Origin of the sequence: Bilophila wadsworthia ATCC 49260 (assembly GCF_000701705.1) — a bacterium.
Lineage (GTDB): Bacteria > Desulfobacterota > Desulfovibrionia > Desulfovibrionales > Desulfovibrionaceae > Bilophila > Bilophila wadsworthia.
This window is the reverse complement of sequence record NZ_JNJP01000069.1, coordinates 1-19,655: the sequence shown is the minus strand read 5'-3', so window position 1 is coordinate 19,655 and position 19,655 is coordinate 1. Positions and strand designations below refer to the sequence as shown.

Genomic DNA, 19,655 nt, shown 5'->3' with positions numbered 1-19,655 from the left:
CGCGCTCGGAGGCAACGAGGCCGGAACCAAGAATTTGGAACCTCCGCCCGTCAGAATCCACGCAGGGTTCACGCCTTCGCGGGTCAAAAGGGTCAACAGCCACGCGGCAGGAATCATCATGCGCCGCTTGGCGTCGGAGATGGAACTCTGGCGGATGCCGAGATACGCGGAAAGCTCCGTCTGCGTCTTCATGCCGCAGACCTTGCAGATGCGGGCATAGGCCGCGTCGAACTCATGCCGCTCCATCGTGGCCTCCCTGCTTCACCTTGTCTTGTTTCTCAATTTTTTCGACAAGATCCATCGCTCCCTGAATGAGCACCTTTCCCGTTGCCTCAGGATGGAGATCCCCATCGCCGAAAGCGTAAAGACATGCATTGTCGCTATCGTCAAAACCGAACAAGACGGCTCCAAATCCCTTGTTATACCGAGTATTGGATAATGCCAGCTTCGCAGCGAAAAGACCGTTTTTAACCTGTTGATCAACGACACTCATGCTTCCTGCTCCTCTCCGGTTCCGGTGACTTCAACGAAAATGGCCTTTTTCTGGCGGATGAACGATTCGGGGATGTAGTCCTCATGGCAGACGGCGCATCTCGGACAGCGCCATCCGATCTTGATGACGCGCTGGCCTTCCTTCTCAGCCCACTGATACAGATCAGAGTGTCCGCTCAGGGTGGCCTCCGACTTGGAGAGGAAACGTTCAAGCTTCACCAATACCCCGGCCTCAATCAGCGAGGGGAGCCTTTCGCCATATTCATAGGGAGACATACGTGTCGTCGGACAGGCTTCCTTCATCAAAAGGGTCTTGCCGGGCCAGTCCTTTTTGTACTTCGGGATGGCGCATTCACGGATTTTCAGGCTCATACGTCCTCCAGTTCGTCTTCCCGGACGACGAGTTCGAGGCCGGAAGTAAGTTCCACGCAATACCCGTCGCCTTCGTAGCCGATGATCGTCACCCACGAGTAACCGCGATAGGGAGTCACGAGGCGGGCGCTGTCTCCGATAACGTACCTCATGCCGCAGCCCTCCCCATGAGATCCTTCATGCGTCCCCCATGCGGGAAAAGCGCCCTGAGCAGCGCCAGAAGCTCCGCAAGCTCACCCTTCGTCGCGCAGCGCAGGACGATGCCGTTGCCGCGATTGACAAGCCTTGCCTTGCCCGTGTAGATTTCATTTCTGTCCATTTGAGTAGCCCTCACTGGATGTTGTGCCCTCGGCGTTGTTCGTAGCAACTCCGGGGGCGTTCTTTTACGCCCTGCCCCGATCCCGGGCCTCCGCCTCGTCGATCTGGAACAGCAGGGCCAAAATGTCGCCCACGGCCCTGTAGCCGAGCCGGGCGAGTTCCCTTCTTTCCTCGCTGGTGATGATGTTGTCCTCCAGCGCCTTCGCCGTGCCGACCATCATGTCCCCGAACGACTTCACCGAGGCCATGCACTGGCCATGCACCGGATGCGCGGCGTCCGACACCGGGAGGAAGTCGACGTACACCCCGCCGAGGGAGCGGGCCATCTCGTGCAGCGGCTCCGTGGAGCCCGCCAGCCGCATGAGCGGTATCAACAGATTCACGTCGAACTTGTGCGTGTCCCGCAGGGGCGAAAGCTCGGACATCAGCGTGTTGTAGGAACGCCCGAGCCGATAGGCGATCTGTTCCGCCGAGAGCCCCGACGGGGCGTGCTTGGCAAGCCGCTGGCAGACTGCCCCGATATTCGGAGTGCCTTCTTTCATGCCAAACTCTCCTTTCCGTTTGCGTGATTCCGGTGGGATACCGGGCTAAACTTGACTGCCACCGATGGGTGCGCCCACCAGGTTTCCCATCGGTGGCGTTCTGAACCACTCAGAACAATGTAATTAGCTAGTTATTAGTCACGAGACAGGGAAAACGTGGGATTCTCGGACGGGGGCCTGTTGGGATGTCACAGGGCTGTGGAAGTAGGTCTTCGGGGAATCCCAGAACACGCAGAGCCTTGTACCGCTCTACAGGAATCGTCTCACGTACTAAGAGCAGCCTCGCTCCCTGCGTCGAAACCCCAATCCGTTCACCTATTGCCCGGTATGTAATGTTGCGCTCCGTCATCCAGTCGCGCAGACGTTCAATTCTCGGCTGCGTCATTTTCGTTGCTCCTTTGATTAGGTTTTGCTATTGAGTTTCGTAGTTAGGTTTGTTTGTTGGCTTTACAACTTAGTTTCTTTGTTGAAATCAAATGTATTGAGATTTTCGATTAATGTCAATGAAAATCTCAATTTATAGGCAGACATTATGGAGCTTTTCAAACGCATAAAAGAAATTTCCAAGCATTTCACAAGTTCCGATAAGGCTCTCGCCGAAAAACTCGGTTTTAAACAAGCCACTTTTTCCGGTTACCTGAATGAAAAACGGCAGGATAATTTATGGCCCATTTTGCCTAGTATCCTTGAACTTTTTCCTTCTCTATCGCGTGACTGGCTTTATTTTGGCGAAGGTTCCATGTTTAAAGACAGAACCACCAGCGAAGAACCACCCTGCTTGGCACCATCCGCACCAGACCCCGTTCCAGCTGAGGATACCCGCGTACAGGAACTAGAGCGCGAAAACGCCGAGCTAAACGTGGAACTTCGCGGAGCCCTCAAAGAAATCCGGCGGCTGAATGAAGAAAAACGAGAATTGGAAGAACGTCTGAAATGTACGCCTGAGCTTCAGGACAATCGATTGGACAATCCTCAACATGCCACCTCGGACAGGCCTGCGAGTGGTGCTACCGAATGTGGTGTGTAGGGCCGTATCAATGAACGGCAGCCATCGAATGCGCTTTCCCGCGCTCTGCCTCACCATCGCGTTCCTTGCGCTATCACCCATACAGGCACAGTGCGCATCAGACGCCACAGAAGCCGTCCGGGAGGCTATAAGCGACCTTCTGGACGACTTCGACGACTTCAAGGACTCGGAGATATTCCGGCAGTGTGTCTATGGGTGCGGCAGCGAGAATCCGGGCAAGGAATGGCGCGGCAGGATCAAGACACTCCAGCGTCAGGCCATGCCACGGGAGGACGTCCCAACCCGCCTCAAGGACGCCATAGGCGAACTGTGGCAGATGGGCCGAACCTACGCCCGAGGCAATGCCCGCAAAGCAGCCGAACTGCGCCAGCGCATCGAGGCTGTGTTGGAAGAGTGAAGAGCCCGCCAAATCTACAGTGAAGCCGAAGGACTTCGTCCAATCGCCTTTGATGATTTCATATAGTAAGCAAGGACTCCTCCGGGCGTAATAGCTATGAACAATTTATGGGTATAATGTATAAGTTTTTAACTCTCTTACACTAATTATATACAATTAGCATTGGCAAATCTGTTTTAATCCTCTTGGTAACCTCCATATCCACTTGATCACAATAGGGCTTATTACATGTCTTTCGAAAAATACTCTGACGGATTGCATCCACATATATTTTCATTTTTTTCTGGGTCTGGTTTTCTAGATCTCGGATTTGAGTCAGAAGGTTACGAAATAGTATTTGTCAATGAATTATTTACTCCATTTTTAGATGCATACAAATTTTCTAGACAAAATATGGGGATAGGCCAGCCTAAATACGGCTACTACAACTGTAGTATAGAAGACTTTCTCAACCATGAGGAAAAATCCCTCGCGATAGCTGTCGAGGGATCAAGGAAAGATAAAAAACTAATAGGGTTTATTGGTGGCCCGCCATGCCCTGACTTCTCTGTTGGCGGGAAAAACCGTGGTATAAAAGGAGAAAACGGCAAACTTTCACAATCATATATCGACGTCATATGCCGACACCTGCCTGACTTTTTTGTTTTTGAAAATGTCAAAGGGCTATACAGGACAGCAAAACATAGGGAATTTTTTAATAACATAAAGGAGCAACTCCACAGGAGCGGATATTCCTGCACAGAACGACTCATCAACGCAATCGAATATGGCGCCCCACAAGACAGGGAACGCATTATCCTTTTTGGCGTCCGGAATGGGCAACTTAAGAAGAAGATTGAATATTTTGATTGGATGACAGCCACTGTCTATCCAAATCGGAGCGCTTTTGATTTCCCTTGGCCCAAAAGCGGAGAAGAGGGTTCTGATTCTCCACCTACTGCGGTCCCCCTTGAACTGACGGTACAGTACTGGTTTGATAAAAATGATGTCGGAAGGCATCCAAATGCGTCACACCATTTCCGGCCCAAAGCTGGCTTAAAAAAATTCATGACGCTACTGGAAGGCGACGATTCAAAAAAATCATACAAGAGGCTTCACCGATGGAGATATTCCCCTACTGCGGCATACGGCAATAATGAAGTCCATATCCATCCCTACTTGCCCAGAAGGATATCTGTTTCTGAAGCCCTTGCGATACAGTCTTTGCCAAAGGCCTTTGAATTGCCAAGCTCCATGACTTTGACAAATATGTTTAAAACTGTCGGGAATGGAGTCCCCTTCCTCGCGGCAAAAGGAATTGCTAAGTCAATAATGGTTTTCTTGCGGGAGAATAATCCATGCAAATAACAGCAAGCAATATTGTTTCTGCAATTGATAGGCTTTCCAAAAAAGAATGGTATAATTATATCAATTCAAGTACTCGTACACAGATAAAAATACTTAGGATAGTGAAGCCTGAAGGGCCTATTTTTATCGAAAGGAAAACAGCAGATGGGATCTCAAAAGCTAGCATTTCTACTGAGATGATCTGGAGAATTGCAAACGCAATTGTTGAAAATGTACCATTAAACTTCGACCGTATCCTTGGTGCTAGTTATAATACCCGCTCTGCTTTTGAAACTTTATTAGCCCATACCCCTGATTTCTTTTGGTGCAAACCAGGGCGGATTGAAATCATACGGAATTCACAGGCTATAAAAGAAGGACATAAGCACCTCTTATGGTTGCCAAGCTCCCCCCATGCAAATGGACAGCTACAGGAAAGCCCCCTTGGCAACCTACGGGCAATTTCCGAGCTTCCTCAACAGTTTGTAGCATATGATGCGCTTATAGGCTTTGAAGATGGGGTACCTGTACCAGATCCTTTGCCCATTGATGTAAAAAGGAGGCACTTGCAAATCCAGATAGCCCTTCTTCAAATTGGGAACCGCCTTGGTTTCCGTACTTGGATTGCACAAAACGACAAAGGTTTTAAATACGGTCAAACACCCATTGGAGAAATGGAAGGTGTCATATCAAGGCTATCGGACGAACGCGTCTTAGCGGCATATGAAGATGCGATACACACAGCCTCGCTGATTGATTGTATCTGGTTCAAAAACGGGAAGCTTATGCCTGCAGTGATGGAGGTCGAACACACGACAGGGGTTACATCGGGGCTGACTAGGATGAAAAAACTACAGGATTTTGGACCAGCACTGGCTGGTATCCGTTGGGTTATCGTTGCTCCTGATGAAGATCGCAATTCTGTTTTTGAGAAAGCGAACCACGAGCAGTTTTTTTCTCTAAATACACAATTCTTCCCCTATTCTGCAGTCGAAGAGCTTCATAGCCTTTGCCATAGGCGCGGGCTGTCCGGGGAATGTGTCAACGAAAAACTTTTGGATTGCTTCATGGAACCCTGCCGCCCTCAATAAAAGTGCATTGTGGCCCTTTCTGGGCCTCCCCCTAGGTCTATCCCAAAGGGGGAACCACGGAAGGACAGGTAGCTGTATGGATCAAATGTCTCCCAGCCAACGTAGCAAGACGATGTCCCATATCAAAGGCAAAGACACAAAAATCGAGATTATCTTGCGGAAAGCGCTCTGGCATAAAGGCTACCGTTACCGGAAAAACGATAAGTCGTTACCCGGGACACCCGACATTGTCTTGCCTAAATACAGAATTGCCGTCTTTTGTGATAGCGAATTTTTCCACGGCCATGATTGGGGAAGGAAAAAACTTCGGCTCGGTGTAAATAAAGAGTATTGGATAAAAAAAATAGAACGGAACATGGAAAGGGATAAGGCTGTAGATAAAGAGCTGCTCAACCTAGGATGGACTGTCTTCCGTTTTTGGGGGCAGGAAATCCTCAATAATACTGCCCAATGCGTAGAAGCCATTGAGGATTTTATCTTCCAAATAGAAACGGGGCAAGCGGGTTTTCCTTATTAGGATAGGGAAGGTATAACATAAAGAGGGGGAGGCTTTCGCCTCCCCTCTTTGGATAGTCCCTCCTATCCTTTGACACCTTTTCACAGCCGACGTCAAAGCCGACCGAGCCCTCCGCCCGCACCTAAGCGCCGTGCCCGCCTAGGCTCTAGGGTTTCACCGGGGCTGATTGTCAATGAACCGAACGGGAATCCCTCTGTATTCTGCCGTTGAAATCGAATTAACGTTATTAGCTAGTTTAAGTCAACAAAATTATCTAATATAGCTAGAATGAGGGCGCAAAAAAAGCTACCGAAGTAGCTTATTTTAATGTTTATAGCGAGTGGAGATTTATTTTTCTTCGGTTTGTACCTCGTGTTCTACCTTATTGAGAATCTCGGCCAAGGTCCGAACAGGGTCGACGTTCAACGCCTCGCAAAATAAGATGAAGTCGTATAAATACATATTCTTAGGCAATCCGTTTACTTGCGGTTTCAAAAAACGGTGCACTTTCATTCGGGATGATTCAATTTTTTGACTGGGATAGGCAACACTAGCCAACTTGTCGAAGGTCATCCCGGCTTTCTTTCTGGCATCTACAAAAAGATGTTCAGCCGTGACCCGTTCCAAGATAGGCCTCATTTTTTCATCCATAATGAACCCCCTTACACTTTGGGGGTATCCTACCTCAGTCATAACTTTTTTACCTCTAGCTTTATTCATTCATCATAATTAACAATTTTAGATAAAAAATGTATTCTTGTCAAAAAGAGAGTGGCCCAAAACACCTTTTCCAAATTTTCCCCTTCATGGTTGTGTCTATAACGATGTTTTGATAAGCCAGAACTGAAAATCCAGTAGAGGAAATGACCGGACTTGCGCTAAAGCAGCCAGGACGGATGCCGGAACACTGCTGCTTTCCAAGAAGGGAGTAGTTGCAGCGAACAATATGAGGACAAGCTGCTCTTCCGAAACCATCATGGGGGAAACATGGAATTTTCAGATCGGGTCAAGGCACTGGCGACACGTATCCAAGAACTGAGGGAACACGCATCCGTAACGGAAGAAGCGACGAAAAACGCGCTTATCTTGCCGTTCCTTCAAGCGCTCGGCTATGACACCTTTGACCCGCGCATCGTCGTCCCCGAGTACACGGCCGACGTAGGTACTAAAAAGGGTGAAAAGGTGGATTACGCTATCAAGCGCGACGGAGAGGTCATCATCCTCATCGAAGCCAAATGCGCCGGGACCTGCCTTGATTCCGGCAAGGCCGACCAGCTCCACCGCTACTTCCACAACACGCCTACCGCACGCCTCGCCATCCTGACGGACGGTGTGCAATACCAGTTCTTCTCCGACCTCGACAAGCCGAACATCATGGATGACAAACCATTCATGATATTCAACTTCGATAAGCTGGAAGAGGCCCTCATCCCCGAATTGAAGAAACTCGCCAACGACTCCTTCGACGTTGATGTCGCTCTGTCCGCCGCACAGGACCTAAAACATCTCCGGCAGATCAAGCAACTCATCGCCCAAGAGCTGGCGTCTCCCTCAGATACCTTTGTGAAACACTTTGTCGCCCAAATCTATGACGGGCAGCTCAGGGCCAGCGTCCTTGATGACTTCCGTCCCAAAATCTCCCTCGCGTTCGACCACTACATCAATGACATCCTGCTGTCCCGCATTCAGGGCATAGCCCGCCCGAATACGTATGCCAGTGTACTGGACGAACCCGCCGAGCCTGCAAAGGGACAGGTAGAAGAAGCCGTGGAGAACGAATCCGGCATCGTGACGACGCAGGAGGAGATTGAAGGCTACCTTATTATCAAGGCCATCCTGTGCAGCGTCGTCGACCCGGCCCGCGTAGTCATGCGCGATCGGCAGACGTATTGCGGCATCCTCCTTGACGAGAACAACAGGAAGCCGCTCTGCCGTATGCATTTCAACTCCGTGTCGGTCAAATACATAGGCACCTTCGACGCGGATAAGAATGAAACCAAACACAAGATCGAAAAACTCGACGACATCTACCAGTATGCTGATCTCCTCAGAACGACCGTGGGCTATTACCTTGGAGAACAGTAAGCGCCATATCCAAATGAAACGGAACCTAGCCACACTGTGCCTCGTTGCCTGCGTCGCCTTCTCCTCTCCGGCGGCGCGGGCACAGAGCGCATCAGACGCCACAGAAGCCGTCCGGGAGGCCATCAGCGACCTTCTGGACGACTTCGACGGCTTCAAGGACTCGGAGATATTCCGGCGGTGCGTCTATGGGTGTGGCAGCGAGAATCCGGGTAACGAGTGGCGCGACAGGATCAAAACGCTCCAGCGGCAGGCCATGCGGCGTAAGGAGGTCCCGACCCGGCTCAAAGATGCCATCGGCGAACTGTGGCAGATGGGCCGGACCTACGCCCGAGGCAATGCCCGCAAAGCAGCTGAACTGCGCCAGCGCATCAAGGTTGTGTTGGAAGAGTAAAATAGCGACAACAAATCAAGCAAATTCGCGAAACCGGAGCCGTCATATTTTTCCGCACCGCCGTCCCCAACCAGAAAAACGTCCTTACCGACATCCACAACGGAATTATCTAGCTTCCCGACTTATATAGGTTCATATGTTTTGTACAAGAAATAGTTGCTTCAAAGCAGAAAAAGGCGGTCAGCCCTCCATATCGAAGGACTGACCGCATACATACACATACGAATATCGACTTTAAGAAGATTTATCGGTTAAACTGAAAGTCTCATGAGATTATTGCTGTGGGTCTCCCATGACATTTTGTCCGAAATACAGCACATGCCCATTGAATTTCTTGATTTGCTCAGGGGTAACCACGATGGATGAAGCTACATTTTTCACAGAGGGCTGAGTTGCGACCCATTTGTCCGCTGTATGAAGTGTTGAGGCCACTGAGCTTACATTCTTGATCAGGTAATGGGTTGGGATCACCACATGAGGCTGTAGTTTATCAAGAATAGTCCTGATTTGTTGGCCATTGAGGACATGAACGGAGTCATCAATTGGGAGGATCAGAATATCGGGTCGTCCGATGGCCTTATAGACGGCTTCAGGAGCATCCGGTCGGTTATCCCCCCAATGTACGATTCGCAGCCCACCGGTTTCTATGATAAAAATCGTGTTGTCAAGGATGGGGGGATTGTTCGGGGGAACATGAGTTATCCCACGCTCCGCGAAGAGCTCAGTCCAGCGGACCAGTCCCGGGGCCTCGTACTGATGTTTGTCGGCAATACCGGTGACACGGAGATCGGACAGCGTCCATTGCCCGGCCATACGGTCAATAACCATGTGTGACACGACTCGATTCAGCGCGTTATGATCATAATGGCCATGCGTGGATGCAGCTATATCCGCCTTTGTGAGGGGAAATTCCTTGGGGAACCAGATGCCCCATGTCCCTGAGGGATCATTCTTCCAAGGATCTATGAGCATAGAAAGGCCGTTTGGAGTGATGATCCGAAAAGCCATATGCCCGTAGTATTCGAGTTTGACTTTCCCCGCCCTCATTGGATCGCCAGAAGCATTCTGCAACGCAATGATTCCATTATTGTTGGTTTGAGTGACGTTCGAAGCATGGGTTATCCCTGTAAGGCAAAGTGTCATCGCGACAAATCCAAAACATGAGATCCTCAGCAGGTGTGCGAATATCATAGATTGTTCTCCTTTGTCTTTTGTGCACTATGCGGAACCAGACTCGAACTGTTCATGGAACCAAGAGGCACCATAATTCAGAGGTAAGAGGAATAGAGTCTTCTATAATGTCGACATTCGACATAAAACTAACAAGTATACTACTTCCTGTCAATGGAGAGCACTTCAAAACACGTATGCCCAGGCAAGATGTAGTAGAGCAATAAAATAGGAAGATTAACAAACTCTTTTATAATCAAAAACCATGCTGGACATCCTTTTATAAGATATATGATGGAAGTATACAGAAGGTATGTTCATGTGCTCATACGCCTGTGCAGCCTTGGCAAAGAACGGAAGATCACGGACTCTCCGGCGGTGATAGAGGGCGTCCCGAGCCATGGCCAAGCACCCGTCAACCTCTGCTTGAGACGTTTTGAAAAAACTTTAGATATTGACTTTCATTTTCATATAGCTATAGTCCGTTCCTGAATATGACCCTTTTTCATGGACGGCTTCATGACTCCTTCTCAGATTTTTTCAGCGCTCCATACGCTTCTTTCCGCTCACCAACCGGTATTTCTCTGGGGCGCACCGGGCGTGGGCAAAAGCCAGGTTGTGGCCAAAGTCGCTGCGGATCGCGGCATGGCCCTGCGTGATATCCGTGCGGTTCTGCTCGATCCCGTCGATCTCCGAGGGCTTCCCCGTCTTGAAAACGGACGCGCGGAGTGGTGTCCGCCCGCTTTTCTTCCGGGGCCGGACGATTCGGAACAGGGCATCATCTTCCTTGATGAACTGAACGCTGCGCCGCCATTGGTTCAGGCCGCCTGTTACCAGCTTGTACTGGACAGGCGAATCGGGGAATACCGTCTGCCCGACGGCTGGAGTATCATAGCGGCGGGCAACCGCGAAAAGGACAAGGCCGTTACCCACCGGATGCCTTCCGCACTGGCGAACCGCATGGTGCACCTTGAATTTGACGTCTCGCCTGATGACTGGATCCTGTGGGCACAGCAAGCGGGCATCAGACGGGAAGTAATCGCTTTTCTGCGATTCCGCCCCAAATTGCTCCATGACTTTGATCCGCTCTCCTCCGGCAAGGCGTTCGCCTCTCCTCGTTCATGGGCTTTTCTATCAGGCATTCTTGATGCCAACCCTGATCCGGATGTGGAATACGAACTGTTCCGTGGAACGGTGGGGGACGGCGCAGCTGCGGAATTCATGGGATTCCTCCGTGTCTGGCGCGGGCTCCCCTCAGTAGAAGACATCCTTGCCAATCCGGCTGACGCTCTCGTGCCAGATGACCCGGCAGCGCTATATGCCGTGTGCGAAGCCCTCTCAGAAAAAGCCGCCGATGGAACGGTCAACGCCCTTGTGACCTACGCCGGACGCCTACCTTCCGAATTTGGTGTCCTGCTCATGCGTGACGCAGTATGCCGCGACGAGCGCATTGTCCGCACATCCGCCTTCGCCGACTGGGCTCAAGCCAACGCCCATGTATTGATGTAACGTTATGACAGCACTCGAACGGCAAGCCCATCTCGCCATGCTCCGCGCCCGTGCGGCGCTCGTGCTGGACCATCCGTTTTTTGGTTCCATCGCCCTGCGCTTGACGCTGAAACCTGATCCCACATGCAGCGACCTCTGGACCGACGGGCGCACGCTCGGCTTCAATCCGTCCTACGCAGCCGCATTATCCGAGGCCGCGCTCATAGGAGCACAGGCACACGAAGTCATGCATCTGGCTTGTGCCCATCACGTCCGCCGCGAAGAACGCGATACAGCGCTCTGGAACAAGGCCTGCGACATTGTCGTCAACCAGCTTTTGCTGGATGCGGGATTCTCCCTCCCTCAGGGTGCCGTGCATGATCCGGCGTATGCCGGGTTTTCCGTTGAGGCACTGTATTCGGAGCTGGCCCGCCTTCAGGACGAGGCCCCCAATAAAGGTGCCAAGCGACCGGAAGCGCAGGAAGAAACCGAACAAACGGAAGGAGGCAGCGGGCAGCCGGGCGAAGGGAAAGGCCAAGGGAAAGGACAGAATGATCCCACCGAAGGCGAACGCGGCGAGGCCGAACTGTTGGGTGGACACGGAGCTTCTGAAAGCAGCCTGGACAAGGGGAAAGGGCAACGTGCGAAGCCCGTGGCCTTTACGGGAGAAGTACGTGATCATCCCGTATTGGACGGAGGCAGCGGGACAGCCCAAAAACAGGCGGAACAGGAAGCCGACATTGAACTCGTCCAGGCCATGCAACGCGCCAAGCATATGGGCGACATGCCGGCAGGCCTTCTCCGTTTGTTCCGAAAGCGGTTGCACCCAACGCTGGACTGGCGGGGCATCCTTCAACGCTTCCTCGAAAACTGTGCGGACGGCGACTCCACATGGACCACTCCGAACCGCCGCTATCTTTACCAGGGCATCTACCTCCCTTCGCGGCAGGAGCCCCGTATCCCCCATATTGTGCTCGCCGTGGACAGCTCCGGTTCCGTGGACAACGCCCTTCTTGAAATGTTCTGCACCGAGCTGTCCGGTATTCTGGAAAGCTACGACACGCTTCTGACCGTCTTGTTTCATGATACGCGGGTCCAATCCGCCCAGACGTTCACCCGGCAAGACCTGCCGTTGCGGCTGGCCCCGGCAGGAGGCGGCGGAACGGACTACAGGCCGGTTACCGCCTATATCGAGGAAAACGATCTCGCCCCCACCTGCATGATCTGGTTTACCGATCTGGAATGCGACAGGTTTCCAGAGGAGCCCGCCTTTCCCGTCCTCTGGCTCGCTGAGCAGCCGAACGGGACAACGCCCCCCTTTGGGGAAACAGGGTATCTCAAAGAACGTCCATCCGCCTAGCGACACAGGAGCAACGCCATGCATATTGAATGGAACATCACCAAGCGGCGCGGCAACATCCGCCCTATCCTTCATTACACGGTAACGCTTGAGGAACACGAACGGGAGTTGGCACTGCCGTTCATCCGCGTCGTTTCAACCATCCCTGAACCGCCCGACTCGTGGCAGGAGTTCTGCTATCCGGGGCAGCACGAACGTGCGGGGAATCCGGCATCCGGCAAAACTTATGATCTGGAAATCCCTTCCCACAAAGGACGCCTCTGGAAACAGAGCTTGCGCCTTCCTTGGCGCGAAGGAAACGACTATCCCGAAGTCGAACAATCATTCAAAAAATTGCGCGACGCTTTCGAAGCGGAATTGAAAGCGGCCTACGACAGCCTGCCAATGGATGAATCCAACTCTCTTGAAACCAGCTTTGACGCTCGCCGTTTCATCGCACCTGGAATTCTCGCGGAACGTTTTCTCATGCTCGCCAGAAACGCCAAGGCGTCCTGAACCGGGTAGCATTCGGAAGGCATCTTGTTCTTATTCCATTAGGCGAACTTGGCTCCTTTTGAGGGTTAAAGTTTGGCCCCCGGTGGGCGGGGGCCGTTTCGGTTACTCGGCTTCGGTCTGGAAGGTTTCGCACTCGTTCAGTACGTCGAACACGACGTCTTCAATGGAAGAAGAAAGGCTGCTGACGGTTTCGCTCATTGCTCCGCCGCGCAGGGCGTCCTGCATGTTTTCAAAGTGGGCGTCGAAGTCGTCGGGGTTGCACCCGCAGCCAATGAACTGGTCAAGGGCGATGTAGCGGATGAAGGCGGCGCGGAGGGAATCACGTTCGGCGGTCATGGTTTCGAGAGTGGCGTTGTTCATGTTGTCTTCCTTTGGGTTAAATTGTTTAAGTTGTTGAAATCGCATGAATTATTAGTACCATAGTACCCTCGGTTGTAAAGAGAAAAAGCCTGTTTTTTCAATAAAATACATAAAAAAAGCCCCGCGTTTCGGCGGGGCCTTCGGTCAGGCGGAAAGCGGGAGGCCGTACTGGTCGGCCCGCCTGTTCCGGGTGCGATCCTCCCGCTCCCGTGCCTTCACATCGTCCGGGAGCCAGTTCTTGCCGCGCGCGGCGGTCAGGTTGAAACGCTCCCAAAGTCCTTTATCTTTGAAGTACATATGCAGCGTCCCCTTTTTGTAGCAGCGCATCTCAAAGTAGGTGCTCTCGAACAGGACGCCTGAAAAATCGTCGCCACACGCCTTCAAGTGCCCCTCCAGTGCACGCACAGCCGTGCACGGCACGGATTCCAGCTTTTTGCCCTCAAGAAAGGCCATCGCCCGGTCTATGTCGTTCAAATTCTGCCGGGAGTTGCCGTAGCTCAGGTATCCGGAACCGCTGAACGTCACGCTGACGACGCGGGGCAGGACGACGCGCCGATTGACCTTCCACGCATCGTTGGTCTTCCAGCCCTCGACGTGGACGCGGTTCTCGTCGTAATAGCGGGTCATGATGTCGAAGGCCTCGACCACGCATTGCTGCAATATGGCACCACGATTCAGGAAAATGGACTCGACGAGCGCGTAGACGTTCTCTTCGGAAAACGCCATGCGCTCGTTGCTCTCCAGTATCCTGTCGATCTCCTTCTGGACGCCGTGGGACGCCAGATTCCTCACATCGGTCAGGCGCAGGACCTCCCGCCATGCGCTCTTTTTCAATGACCGGACGAAGCGGTTGTACGCATCCTCCTGCGCCCTGCGGGTCGGCTTTTGCCGCATCAACTCCTTGAGCGCTTCCCCGACCGTTTCCCCGCCGTCCGTGCCGAGCGGCCCGGCGTAGTGGGCAAGCTCCTGCGCCAGATGCGCGATCCGGACGAACAGCTCCCGGCAGCGCCCGTACTGCGCCACGAGGTTCCCCACGGTGTCCCTCGTCGCCACTTCACTCTCGAACCGGGAACCGTCGCTGAAAACGGCGGCACCCTCCTCGTCCGAGCCCGCGTCAAACGAGAACTTCGGCTCCTCCCGCTTCTTGCGCAGATGGACCATCGAGACGCGCACCTGCGTCTTTCGGAGCGCATCCTCCGCAAAGCAGCTTCCGAGGTGTTCCACCTCGCCGTGCTCCTCGATGATCGTGGCCAGCAGCTTCCGGTGCACCGTGCAGGGGTTCAGGAGCGTCTGCTCGTTGAGCAGGCACACGATGTCACCGTGGTCAAGGATCTCCCACGCATGGAGGAGGTGCGCCTCGCCGCTGGCGAACGGCGGGTTCATGATGATCAGGTCATACTTCTCGTCCGGCCAGAAGGTAAGGAAGTCCGTGCCGACCAGCGGATAGCCCTTGCCCCGGATCGCGGCCTGCAACTCCGGTTCGATCTCGATGCAGTGCACCACCTCACGGCAACGGTTGTAATAACGATCCAGCTTTCCCACGGCGGCATCGGCAAGGTCGCCCTTCCCCGCCGAGGGTTCGAGGATCGAGCGTTCGTAGAGCTTGCCCACCTTGGCAAGCATCTTCTCCGCCACTTCGGGCGGCGTCGGGTAAAAAGAGGCGTTGTACATGTTTTGCTCATTTCACAAATTATTTTAGTAACTTATGAAAACATACCATGCAGACCTCTATTGTCAACATAAAAAATCTTTCTTTACAAACAGTTAAACAAAAAAAACTGCTATCCGAATGGAATCGCCGGGGGAGAAATCAGGAACAGGGAGAATCAAACGGAATGGGCAATCTTCAACTGCTCCAGCTTGTCCGGGCTGCATCCTCCGCAGCTCATGCGGCTTCTCCCGGCTATCATCCGCCGTCGCACAGATGCAGGGCGGTTCGCTGCCCTTGACAGCTTCTATAATAAACTCTGCCATTTTGTTGAGATTTCATATGACTACTCAATATTTCGAAACCATTTTCAGCTACAGTGCTTCTTTGACAACGCAGCTATTCCAATATAGAGCTTCTCCGATAAAATGCCCTTAAAAATTTTCGCCTTGAAGGCCGGAAAAAATGTTGGGCATACCTGTTAGCGACACGTAATAACTCGAGGTTTTTCCATGAGAGAGAGAGAGAGAGAGAGAGAGAGAGAGAGAGAGAGCATTTACAAACAATGATACTCTTGCCTGCAAGGGGATCGCCATACTCCTCATGCTCTTTCATCATCTTTTTTTTATGAAAGAAGCAGTCGAATTTTTTGGAGTCTCTCCAATTTTGGTTTCTCAAGATTCTCTCATCAGCATTGCATTGGATTGCAAAATCTGTGTCCCCATTTTTGTTTTCCTTACAGGTTTTGGATTTTCTCGTTTTATAAACAGATACAATATATCTTCATGGACATCTGAATTCAGCTCTCAATGTATCCTATTTCGATATATAAAGCTGATACTTCCCTTTTTGTTCATTTATCTCTTATCCGTCGTGACGACATTTTTCTACTCTTTGCAGGGTGCCGAATACTACTCTCTCGGAACCGCTTACGGCACGGATCAGTTGAGGCACATCATCTCCCGCATGACCATTGATGCCATAGGGTTGGCATGGTTTTTCAAAACGCCTACGCTCAATCCGACATGGTGGTATGTTTCTCTTGCCACCTGTTTCATTTTTTTTCTCCCCTTATGCCTTGCCGGATGGCGAAAATTTGCTCTTGCCTGGGTCGGTTGTCTGATCTTGGCGCCGCGCATTTTATTTGGGCTTTCCGATGCGAATGCCGATCTTTTTCTTGTCTATTTACCGACACTTATGTGCGGAATCTATTGTGCAGAAACAAACTGCTTTGAAAAAATGGCGAGTATTCCCTTATTCAAGGGTAAGCGGAAAGACAGTGCCATAAAGTTCGTTTTATGCATAACCATCTTCTCTCTTTCGCTATGGCTTAGAAGGAAATATGCGTATGACGAAATCACGAACATTCCAGTCGCAATGGCGATTTCATTTTTTTGCTATATATTTATCATAAAAATCAAATTGTTGTATAATTTATTAACCTTCTTAGGGATCCATTCCATGAACATGTTCCTTACCCATACTCTTGTATATGGTTACTATTTCCCCAACTTCTTTTACTCGTTTAAATATCCTCTCATTATCTTTATACTGCTCGTCGGGGCATCCCTGTTTGTGTCAATCGCCATCGAGCGTATAAAAAAAATTATTGATTTCAGCAGAATTCAAAACAATATACTAAGAAAATATTGCCCATTGATGTACCCGTCAACACCACTGCATCAAGAAAAACCATTCGTGAGCCGCTCAATGGCCGGTCATGTACCTGCAGACGATAACCGCCACGCATAAAACAAATGCCTTCCCAATATCAATGGCTGACGCCACAGATGATGTTTTGACAACATTTGGGATAGGTTTCCCACAACCTTTCCCGAATCTTTGGACGGATAAGACTGCTTGTCCGTCCAAAGATTCGGGAACCACGCGCTCCGAAAGCTTCACCTTGGCAACCCCTTTTCCGCCACAGCGGGCTGTGCAGGGAGAACAACGCATTGCACGCATCGGCTTATTCGCGATACTTGCCATACTAAGCTCTTCCATAGACAAACAATCTCGGGGCTCCAGCCTCCGCCCGGCAAAGACCATGCAGCAATAGTCTTTCTCGGCCAACCGCCGGAAGCATATTGAGAAACAGGTCAGCGGCGAACGGCTTCTCCCGGCGTTACGATATCGACGGCGATGCCCTGTACATCTTCCATCGTCGCACAGGCATCAAGCCGATCTTCCAGTGCCTGCCGCTGGCCGATAATGGAACCGGAAGCCCCGGCAAAGGCGTCGGCCTTGGCAAGCACCCGCCCCACAAGGTCGGGCAACGGAATGCCCCGTGCCTGCGCCAAAGCCGAAAGAAGTGGCGTTGATGCTGTGGCGTCGGCGGTATAGGCGCGGGCCTCGGATTCCTGCTTGTCGAACGTGCTGATCTCCCGGTCCGGATAGGTCGCCGTAAGTGTGGCTATGGCCCTGTCCGCAGCCGCGTTGATTTCGGAGAGCTTGGCGGCTTTCATTTCCTCAAGCGTCGGTACGGGCGGGACGTATGCCTGCTCTTCCGTCACCATGTCCGGATGCGCTTTTGCATAAGCATCGACATCAGCCCACATTGCTGAGAACTGACGGCGTACTTCATCGGGGACATTATCATCATCAGGATGCGGCACGCAGAGCTTACCGATAACGTATGCGCGAGTCTCAGTTCGATAGATGATTTTTCCGTAATCTTTCATCTTATGCGCTCCTGAATGCTAATCCGTCCATAAAACTACCCTCAGGCCACCCCATCTGCACCGGAGAAAAAGTTGTACCACCTGGACTTTCGCCGACAACTTGATCATAAAATCTCGAAGAATCAAAGACAGTAAAACTATATTTCCACGTACCGTACCCCGGTAACGTGTACGTTGTCCGCGCGATGATCATGTCCATGCCTTTGAGCCCATACGCATTCTGAGCCTCGCTTGCATACGCTACGGAGAGGGCCGATTCAGCTTTGCCGCCAAGCGCATTCGCACTTCCTGCCGTATCTGCGTATCCGGCAGTATCGGCTTTCCCATGCATCTCTCTACCGTCGAGATACAACTGCCCATTGTCGGGGGAGAATCTCAGTGAATACCCCTCGTTGCCACGCGCACCAGAGATTTTGATCAGCCTCACGCCGTTATCAAAGATTCTCTCTATCTGCACATCACTGAGCCGCATCGGGCAATCAGTCGAAATCTCTCTCGTACCATCCTCATACATTACGGCTGCGATGGAGGCGATCGCACCGGAAGCATTCTTTGCAAACATCTGCGTCCGCTTCGCGTTGTCGGAAGCGTATTGTATGATATCGAATCCGCCCATGACCACGCTGTTTTTGTCGCCAAGAAACAGGCCGCGTTCGGTGTTGGCAGGGGGTGCCGATCCGATCACATTTGCGGGATCATTGATCTGGATGCTGCCCGTCATGACGCCGCCAGCCAAAGGGAGTTTCGACTGTGCGGCTTCATAGGCAGTCTTGACAGCAGTTGCCGATGCAGCTGTCGTCGAATCTGTCGAGCTCACGCTGTCGGTCAGCTTCACCGCGAGAGTCACGTCAGCGGAGAGCGGGCCTCCCCCGGACAACCCCACCCCGGCCCTGATTTTGACGGTGTTTGATGCCGCGCCGATGTCTTCGGGCGTGAGCGCGTCCGCACCTCCCGCCGCGTGCGTGGCCTTATGTGCAACGGGCGTCCGGGCATTATTCAGCCTAGAGTCGTTCCCTTGGCATACCGTACCCGCACCAGTGCCGTACTTGACCGTCAGCGTCCGGTTCGCCGTAAGCGAACCGCCTCCGGAGAGCCCGGTTCCGGCGATAACCTGAACGGTCGTCGGGACAGCGCCGATATCCGCAGGAGTGAGCGCGTCCGTGCCCCCGGTCTTGTGTGTGGCTTTGTGTGCCGTGGGCATCCGGGCATTGCTCAGACGGGCGTCGTTCCCTTGGCACGCTGTGCCCGCAGCCGTGCCATAGCTGACCGTCAGGGTCCGATCCGCTTCGAGAGTGCCGCCCCCAGTGAGGCCCGTGCCCGGCTTGATCTGAATCGTCTTGGCCGCAGCCCCGATGTCTGCTGGCGTGATGGCGTCCGAACCTCCAGTCTGGTGCGTAGCCTTGTGCAGCTTTGGCGTCCGAGCGTCGGCAAGGCGCACGTCATTGCCCTGACACGCCGTGCCCGCCGTGTTGCCGTACTTGATGGTCAGCGTCCGGTCGGCTTCGAGCGTGCCGCCGCCCGTGAGCCCCGTCCCGGCCTTGATCTGCACGCTCTTGCGGGCCAGCGTCTCGTGCGCTCCGCCGTCCTTGTTGTGCGCGTCGAGCTTGCGGTCGACGTACTCCCGCGTCGCCAGCACCTGCGCCGGGTCGATCTCGATGGAAACCGTGGCCGCATCGAGGACGCGGATGATGAGCCGCACAAGCAGGTCCGTTGCCGCGCCGGAACTGATGTCCGGCTTCTCGGTCAGCGGCGTGTTGCCCACGGCGAACAGCGTCCCGTCATCCATCCACAGTCCCACTTCGCGGATGTACCAGCCGCCCTCGGCTTGCGGGATGAACAGCTCGGCGGTGAACAGATCCGGGGTGGCCGGATCAAGCACGATGTCATTGATCTGGGCGCGGAACCGTTCGTTCACG

23 protein-coding genes are annotated in these 19,655 nt (G+C 52.6%); 11 read left to right on the top strand and 12 right to left on the bottom strand.

Annotated elements, in window-relative coordinates; genetic code table 11:
* The 6 genes from T370_RS0117115 to T370_RS0117090 all read right to left on the bottom strand — a co-directional run.
* On the bottom strand, positions 1-246 hold a 246-nt coding region (locus tag T370_RS0117115; RefSeq protein ID WP_029436447.1), incomplete at its 3' end, for a helix-turn-helix domain-containing protein.
* Positions 233-493 carry a hypothetical protein gene (locus T370_RS0117110; RefSeq protein ID WP_029436446.1) on the bottom strand — a complete coding sequence of 87 codons (261 nt, stop codon included), beginning with the start codon at positions 491-493 and terminating at the stop codon, positions 233-235. The genes T370_RS0117110 and T370_RS0117115, both read right to left, overlap by 14 nt.
* Complete coding sequence (locus T370_RS0117105; RefSeq protein WP_029436445.1) at positions 490-864, bottom strand: hypothetical protein; 375 nt, start codon at positions 862-864, stop codon at positions 490-492. The genes T370_RS0117110 and T370_RS0117105 overlap by 4 nt, the downstream gene beginning before the upstream one ends.
* Positions 861-1,016, bottom strand: coding sequence for a hypothetical protein (locus tag T370_RS0117100; protein ID WP_029436444.1), 156 nt, complete (start codon positions 1,014-1,016; stop codon positions 861-863). The genes T370_RS0117105 and T370_RS0117100 overlap by 4 nt, the downstream gene beginning before the upstream one ends.
* Positions 1,013-1,183, bottom strand: a complete 171-nt coding sequence (locus T370_RS25560; protein ID WP_005026970.1) for a hypothetical protein — start codon at positions 1,181-1,183, stop codon at positions 1,013-1,015. Before T370_RS25560 ends, T370_RS0117100 begins: the two co-directional genes overlap by 4 nt.
* Before the next feature lie 64 nt (positions 1,184-1,247).
* Complete coding sequence (locus T370_RS0117090; protein WP_029436443.1) at positions 1,248-1,724, bottom strand: phage regulatory CII family protein; 477 nt, start codon at positions 1,722-1,724, stop codon at positions 1,248-1,250.
* A 532-nt stretch (positions 1,725-2,256) separates the two neighbouring features.
* Between T370_RS0117090 and T370_RS25180 the strand changes: the two genes are divergently transcribed.
* From T370_RS25180 to T370_RS0117065, 5 genes are all read left to right on the top strand, one after another.
* Positions 2,257-2,751: a hypothetical protein gene (locus tag T370_RS25180; protein ID WP_156034455.1), complete on the top strand. Its 495-nt coding sequence runs from the start codon at positions 2,257-2,259 to the stop codon at positions 2,749-2,751.
* Between the two features lie 10 nt (positions 2,752-2,761).
* Positions 2,762-3,148, top strand: a complete 387-nt coding sequence (locus T370_RS0117080; RefSeq protein ID WP_156034454.1) for a hypothetical protein — start codon at positions 2,762-2,764, stop codon at positions 3,146-3,148.
* Positions 3,149-3,376: 228 nt separating this feature from the next.
* The gene (locus T370_RS24535; RefSeq protein WP_081847584.1) at positions 3,377-4,495 is read left to right on the top strand and encodes a DNA cytosine methyltransferase; all 1,119 of its coding nucleotides are present in this window, start codon (positions 3,377-3,379) and stop codon (positions 4,493-4,495) included.
* A complete protein-coding gene (locus tag T370_RS0117070) occupies positions 4,486-5,565 on the top strand; it encodes a hypothetical protein (protein ID WP_211250532.1) in 1,080 nt (359 codons plus the stop codon). Before T370_RS24535 ends, T370_RS0117070 begins: the two co-directional genes overlap by 10 nt.
* Positions 5,566-5,641: 76 nt before the next feature.
* Positions 5,642-6,082 carry a very short patch repair endonuclease gene (locus T370_RS0117065; protein ID WP_029436438.1) on the top strand — a complete coding sequence of 147 codons (441 nt, stop codon included), beginning with the start codon at positions 5,642-5,644 and terminating at the stop codon, positions 6,080-6,082.
* A 327-nt stretch (positions 6,083-6,409) separates the two neighbouring features.
* On the opposite strand, the gene T370_RS0117060 is transcribed toward T370_RS0117065, so the two are convergent.
* Entirely contained in the window at positions 6,410-6,712 is a 303-nt protein-coding gene (locus T370_RS0117060) for a hypothetical protein (protein ID WP_029436437.1), read from the bottom strand.
* A gap of 336 nt (positions 6,713-7,048) precedes the next feature.
* On the opposite strand from T370_RS0117060, the gene T370_RS0117055 reads away from it, so the two are divergent.
* Together T370_RS0117055 and T370_RS0117050 are read left to right on the top strand one after the other, a co-directional pair.
* A complete protein-coding gene (locus tag T370_RS0117055; RefSeq protein WP_029436436.1) occupies positions 7,049-8,146 on the top strand; it encodes a type I restriction enzyme HsdR N-terminal domain-containing protein in 1,098 nt (365 codons plus the stop codon).
* A gap of 13 nt (positions 8,147-8,159) precedes the next feature.
* Positions 8,160-8,537, top strand: coding sequence for a hypothetical protein (locus T370_RS0117050; RefSeq protein WP_029436435.1), 378 nt, complete (start codon positions 8,160-8,162; stop codon positions 8,535-8,537).
* A gap of 273 nt (positions 8,538-8,810) precedes the next feature.
* Here T370_RS0117050 and T370_RS0117045 read toward each other — a convergent pair whose 3' ends face one another.
* The gene (locus T370_RS0117045) at positions 8,811-9,728 is read right to left on the bottom strand and encodes an MBL fold metallo-hydrolase (protein ID WP_081847583.1); all 918 of its coding nucleotides are present in this window, start codon (positions 9,726-9,728) and stop codon (positions 8,811-8,813) included.
* Positions 9,729-10,226: 498 nt separating this feature from the next.
* Between T370_RS0117045 and T370_RS0117040 the strand changes: the two genes are divergently transcribed.
* The 3 genes from T370_RS0117040 to T370_RS0117030 are packed head-to-tail and all read left to right on the top strand — an operon-like array spanning position 10,227 to position 13,050.
* Positions 10,227-11,216, top strand: coding sequence for an AAA family ATPase (locus T370_RS0117040; RefSeq protein ID WP_016360995.1), 990 nt, complete (start codon positions 10,227-10,229; stop codon positions 11,214-11,216).
* A 4-nt stretch (positions 11,217-11,220) separates the two neighbouring features.
* Positions 11,221-12,555: a vWA domain-containing protein gene (locus tag T370_RS0117035; RefSeq protein WP_029436433.1), complete on the top strand. Its 1,335-nt coding sequence runs from the start codon at positions 11,221-11,223 to the stop codon at positions 12,553-12,555.
* Positions 12,556-12,573: 18 nt separating this feature from the next.
* Positions 12,574-13,050 (top strand): hypothetical protein, encoded by a 477-nt coding sequence (locus T370_RS0117030; RefSeq protein ID WP_029436432.1) that lies wholly within the window; start codon positions 12,574-12,576, stop codon positions 13,048-13,050.
* 102 nt (positions 13,051-13,152) lie between these two features.
* Here T370_RS0117030 and T370_RS0117025 read toward each other — a convergent pair whose 3' ends face one another.
* Together T370_RS0117025 and T370_RS0117020 are read right to left on the bottom strand one after the other, a co-directional pair.
* Positions 13,153-13,410 (bottom strand): hypothetical protein, encoded by a 258-nt coding sequence (locus tag T370_RS0117025; protein WP_029436431.1) that lies wholly within the window; start codon positions 13,408-13,410, stop codon positions 13,153-13,155.
* A 144-nt stretch (positions 13,411-13,554) separates the two neighbouring features.
* Positions 13,555-15,081: a DUF4942 domain-containing protein gene (locus tag T370_RS0117020; protein ID WP_029436430.1), complete on the bottom strand. Its 1,527-nt coding sequence runs from the start codon at positions 15,079-15,081 to the stop codon at positions 13,555-13,557.
* A gap of 565 nt (positions 15,082-15,646) precedes the next feature.
* Here T370_RS0117020 and T370_RS0117015 point away from each other — a divergent pair.
* The gene (locus tag T370_RS0117015; RefSeq protein ID WP_345917534.1) at positions 15,647-16,810 is read left to right on the top strand and encodes an acyltransferase family protein; all 1,164 of its coding nucleotides are present in this window, start codon (positions 15,647-15,649) and stop codon (positions 16,808-16,810) included.
* Between the two features lie 347 nt (positions 16,811-17,157).
* Here T370_RS0117015 and T370_RS0117010 read toward each other — a convergent pair whose 3' ends face one another.
* Positions 17,158-17,739 carry a hypothetical protein gene (locus tag T370_RS0117010; RefSeq protein WP_029436428.1) on the bottom strand — a complete coding sequence of 194 codons (582 nt, stop codon included), beginning with the start codon at positions 17,737-17,739 and terminating at the stop codon, positions 17,158-17,160.
* A gap of 1 nt (position 17,740) precedes the next feature.
* On the bottom strand, positions 17,741-19,655 hold a 1,915-nt coding region (locus T370_RS0117005), incomplete at its 5' end, for a phage tail-collar fiber domain-containing protein (protein ID WP_029436427.1).